Origin of the sequence: Kitasatospora sp. NPDC059327 (assembly GCF_042752535.1) — a bacterium.
In the GTDB taxonomy this organism is placed as follows: domain Bacteria; phylum Actinomycetota; class Actinomycetes; order Streptomycetales; family Streptomycetaceae; genus Kitasatospora.
The window spans coordinates 1-5,077 of the sequence record NZ_JBHYYB010000067.1 but is presented as its reverse complement, the minus strand read 5'-3'; the positions used below and the strand labels follow the sequence as shown (position 1 = coordinate 5,077).

The window sequence follows — 5,077 nt, the reverse complement described above, 5'->3', positions numbered from 1 at the left end:
GACGTGCTCACCCTACGGCCCCCCGCCGGACGGCGGCGCGGTGCACCCCGTCCCGGCGGCGGGGGGGGCCGGGGGCCCCGCCCCCCCCCCCACGCCGCACACCCGCCCCCCCACACCGCCGCTCAGCCGTGATCACTCCAGCGGCTGCTCCGTCCAGATGACCTTGCCACTGGCCGTGTAGCGCGTACCCCAGCGGTCCGCGAACTGCGCGACCAGGAAGAGCCCGCGCCCGCCCTCGTCGGTCGTGGCCGCGTACTTCAGATGCGGCGAGGTGCTGCTGGCGTCGGACACCTCGCAGATCAACGCCCGGTCACGGAGCAGCCGGACCCGGATCGGTCCTCGCCCGTACCGGATCGCGTTGGTGACCAGCTCGCTCAGGATCAGCTCGGTGACGAACGCCGCCTCGTCCAGCCCCCACTGCTCCAGCCGCTCGGCCACCGCCGCCCGCACCCCGCCCACCGCCGCCGGGTCGGACGGGACCTCCCATTCCGCCACCTGGTCGGCGGCCAGCACCCGGGTCTGCGCCACCAGCAGCGCGATGTCGTCCTGCGGCCGCGCCGGCAGCATCGCGCCCAGCACGTCGGCGCAGGTCTGCTCCGGTGTCCGCGGCGGCCCGGTGAGCGCCGCCCGCAGCAGCTCCAGGCCCTCGTCGATGTCCCGCTCGCGGTCCTCGACCAGCCCGTCCGTGTACAGCACCAGCCGGCTGCCCTCCGCCACCTCCAGCTCGGCCGTGGTGAACGGCAGCACGCGCAGCCCCAGCGGCGGCCCGGTCGGCAGCTCCGGGAACTCCACCCGGCCGTCCGGCCCGACCAGCGCCGGCGGCGGGTGCCCCGCACTGGCCAGCGTGCAGCGCCGGGACACCGGGTCGTAGATCGCGTACAGGCAGGTCGCGCCGGTGACCGCCGCCGACCCGCCGGTCGCCGACTCCTCCTGGTCGATCCGGTTGACCAGCTCGTCCAGATGTCCGAGCAACTCGTCCGGCGGCAGGTCGAGCGTCGAGAAGTTGTGGATCGCCGTCCGCAGCCGCCCCATCGTCGCCGCCGCGTGCAACCCGTGCCCCACCACGTCCCCGACCACCAGCGCGACCCGCGCGCCGGGCAGCGGGATCAGGTCGAACCAGTCCCCGCCCACGCCGGCCTGCGCCGGCAGGTACCGGTGCGCCACGTCCAGCGCATTCTGCGGGGGCAGGCTGCGCGGCAGCAGGCTGTGCTGCAGCGTCACCGCCATCGCGTGCTCGCGGGTGTAGCGGCGGGCGTTGTCGATGCAGACCGCGGCGTGCGAGACGAGTTCCTCGGCCAGCGCCAGGTCCTCCTCGTCGAACGGCTCCGGCCGGTCCGCCCGCCAGAACCGCGCGACCCCGAGCAGCACCCCGCGCGCCCGCAGCGGCACCCGCACCAGCGAGTGCACCCCGTACTCCAACGCCTGCGCCGACCGCTCCGGGTCCTGGGCCCGCCAGCCGTCCGCCTCGGCGAGCCGCGGCTCCAACCCGGGCATCCCGCTGTCCAGCGCCCCCGCCAGCGGCGTCTCCGGCACGACCTCCAGCACGGTGCCGACCGGATAGAACGGCGAGTCGTCCCGGACACCGCTGAAAGCCGCCCGCCGCACCCGTCCGAGGGTCTGCCCCTGCGGCGGTTCGTCGCCCTCCAGCACCTGCTCGGCCAGGTCCACGCTGACGAAGTCGGCGAACCGCGGCACCGCCACCTGGGCCAGCTCCTGGGCGGTCCGCGTCACGTCGAGCGAGCTGCCCACCGTCACCCCCGCGTCGTACAGCAGCCGCAGCCGCCGCTGCGCGACCTCGGCCCGCCCCGACAGCGCCAGCAGTTCGGTGGAGTCACGCAGGGTGGCGACGCAGCCCGGGGGCCCGCCGTCGCGGTCGGTCAGCCGGACGTTCACGGCCAGCAGCAGCTCGCCGGCCAGCACCACCTCGTCGGTGACCGGCCGGTTGGCGGTCAGCAGTTCCTCGGGCGCCCGGTCCAGACCGAGGTCGGTGACCAGCCGGCCCTCGGCGTCGGCCGGCAGGTCCAGCAGCCGGCGCGCCTCGTCGTTGCAGAGCAGCAGCCGCCCGTCGCCCGCCACGATCAGCACACCCTCGCGCACCGCGTGCAGCACCGCCGCGTGGTGCTCGTACATGCGGGTCATCTCGGCGGGGCCCAGCCCGTGGGTCTGTCGCCGCAGTCGCCGGCTGACCAGGGCCGTACTGCAGGTGGCCAGCCCGAGGGCGAGCGCCGCGGCGCCGAGCACCACCGGCAGCTGCCGTTCGCTCGCGCTGCTGATGTTGGCGATGGTGACCCCGGCGGAGACCATGCCGACCACCGAGTCGTCCGGTGCGCGGACCGGCACGATCGCCTGGACCAGCGGTCCGATCGTGCCGTTGACGTGCTCGGTCACCACCTGTCCCTGGAGTGCGGGCTGGTAGTCGCCGACGAACTTCTGGCCGATCCGGGCCGGATTGGGGTGGGTGTAGCGGATGCCGTCGGTGTTGAGGACGACGATGAAGTCGACCCCCGCGTTGAGTGCCGCCGCCTGGGCCTTCGGTTGCAGGATCGCGGTCGGGTCGGGGGAGCGCAGCGCCTCGACGATGCCCGGCGAGTTGGCGAAGGTCTGCGCGACCGCCACCGACCGGTTGGTCGCCTCGTGCTGGGCGTCTTTGCGGGACTGCACCACCAGCGCGACCACGGCGGCGGCGACCAGCAGCAGCACCACCACCACCTGCAGCGCGAAGACCTGCCCGGCCACCGACCGGCGCTTCACCGGCCTCGGCCGAGCCCCTTTCGGCTGCTGTTGCCGACCGTGTGGGCGCCCACCGGATGAGCCGGCGGAACCAGCGGCACGGGGGGAGGTGGCGGAACCGGATGTGCCAGAGGCCGACGGAGCCCATGATCGGCCCGGAAAACGGGCCATACGTCATATTTGCACTCGATACACCTGCAGGCCAAGGCCGGCACGTGCCGCCCTGGGCCGTTTGGCCTTCGCCACCCCGGCTTGGCAAGATCGCAGGGTGTCCGAACCCAGCACCATCACCGACCCCACCGACCCGCGCCTCGGCGACTACACCGGTCTGACCGACGTCGAACTCCGCCGCCGCCGCGAACCCGCCGAGGGCCTGTTCATCGCGGAGGGCGAGAAGGTCATCCGCCGGGCCCTGGCCGCCGGCTACCGGATGCGGTCGATGCTCCTGACCGCCAAGTGGCTGGACGTGATGGCGGACGTGATCGCCGGGGCCGACGCCCCCGTCCACGTGGTCGAACCGGGGCTGGCGGAGGCGGTCACCGGCTACCACGTCCACCGCGGCGCGCTCGCCTCGATGGAGCGCCGGCCGCTGCCGGACGCCGCCGAGCTGCTGGCCGGCGCCCGCCGGGTGGCCGTGCTGGAGGGACTGGTCGACCACACCAACCTGGGCGCGATCTTCCGCAGCGCGGCCGCGCTCGGCATGGACGCCGTGCTGCTCTCGCCCGACTGCGCGGATCCGCTGTACCGGCGCGCCGTCAAGGTCTCCATGGGCGCCGTCTTCGCCGTCCCCTACGCGCGGCTGGAGCCGTGGCCGGCCGCGCTGGACACCGTGCGCGCCGCCGGCTTCAGCCTGCTCGCGCTCACCCCGGCCGAGGGCTCCGTCGAGCTGGCCGCGCTGGCCCCGCACCGCCTCCCCAAGGCGGCCCTGATGCTCGGCGCGGAGGGCGACGGCCTCACCCGCCAGGCCCTCGCCGCCGCCGACCACCCCGTCCGGATCCCGATGGCGCACGGCATCGACTCCCTCAACGTGGGCGCCGCCGCGGCCGTGGCCTTCTACGCCGTCACCGCCACGGCCTGACGCCCGCCCGACCGATGCCCGCCGGGCGCGCCGTTCCGCCGGGGGACCGGGATGTCGGACCGGCCGACTTCCCGCGCACGAGCGGCCGGCCCCCGTCCCGAGGACCGGACACCCCGCCCGCCCGAGCTCAGCCGGTCGGGGCCGTCGGCGGGGCGGGCGCGGCCGCGGGCGGCGGTGCGACGGTCAGGGTGGGAGCACCGGGCCAGGACTCCTCGATGGTCCCGTCCGAGCGCACCGTGTAGCGGGTGGAGGCCGACGCGCCGCTCTGGGCGCCCCGTTCCTCGCGGACCAGCGCGCCGTTGTCGAGCCGCCAGGTGGCCGTCGCCTGCGGATCGGCGGCCGACGAGCGGGAGGCCAGCGCCACCGGCGAGTCCCCGGTGAAGGCGAACAACTGGACCAGGTCGGCCGGCACGGAGCCCTCCGCCCGGCGCAGCACCACCAGGGCCGCCGGCGCGCCCTTGTAGCGGGCCGGGAGGACGGCGCTGAGCGCGACCTGGGGCCCGGGCCCCGCCGAGCGTCCGTCCCGCAAGGTGATCGCCGGGCCGCCGGCCGGATCGGGGTAGCTGCGGTTGGGCCAGTCCACCGCCGGACCGGGGCCCTGCGGCGGTGCCAGCGCACCGTCCCCCGCCGCCGCGTTGCCGTGTGCCGCCGCGGCGGCCGCGGCCGCCAGCGGTGTCGCGGACTGTGCCGCGCCGTCCGCCGAGAGCCCGGCCCCGGGCGCGGTGGCACTCGGCTGGACGGCGGGTGCGGCACTCACCGTCGTCCCGCCGCGGACCGGTCCGAGGCTCTGGTCGTCCCGGTTCTCGCACCCCTGCGCCGCCGCGATGGCCAGGGCCACGCCGATGGTCACGGTGACGAAGACCACCAGCCGCTGCCGCAGCAGCCGCTGCCGGGCGGTGCCGGGGCGGCCACCGGGGACGGGGGTGTGCTGTCGGTCGCGGGCCTGTCCGCGCGGCCGGTCCGACCGCTGCTCCCGCTCGCGGGGGCCCGCCGGGCCGCCGGGCCCGCCGGTGCGCCCCGGCGGCGGGGTCTGCTGGCGTTCCCGCAGCGGCCGGGTGGTGTGCGCCTCGGGGCGCGGCATGGGGGTGGTGGCGGCTTGCCCGGGCCGGCCGTGCGGCCGCCGCTGGACACCGCCGTGGTGCGGTCCCGGTTGGACCCCGGGCTGGACTCCCGGGTGGGCGGGCTGCTGGGCGGCCGAGCGGCTCGCCGCGGCGGCCCGGACCCGCGGCGCGCCGGCGGGGTCGGGTGCCCGCCCCGGCGCGGGGACGC

General features: G+C 76.4%; 2 protein-coding genes and 1 pseudogene. 1 reads left to right on the top strand and 2 read right to left on the bottom strand.

The annotated features are described in order from the left end of the window. Positions 1 to 132: 132 nt before the first annotated feature. Entirely contained in the window at positions 133 to 2,901 is a 2,769-nt protein-coding gene (locus tag ACFXHB_RS31260) for a SpoIIE family protein phosphatase (RefSeq protein WP_380578046.1), read from the bottom strand. A gap of 97 nt (positions 2,902 to 2,998) precedes the next feature. On the opposite strand from ACFXHB_RS31260, the gene ACFXHB_RS31255 reads away from it, so the two are divergent. Then, entirely contained in the window at positions 2,999 to 3,808 is an 810-nt protein-coding gene (locus tag ACFXHB_RS31255) for a TrmH family RNA methyltransferase (RefSeq protein ID WP_380578045.1), read from the top strand. 127 nt (positions 3,809 to 3,935) lie between these two features. Here ACFXHB_RS31255 and ACFXHB_RS31250 read toward each other — a convergent pair. Beyond that, positions 3,936 to 5,077, bottom strand: a pseudogene (locus tag ACFXHB_RS31250) (hypothetical protein); the annotation flags it as partial.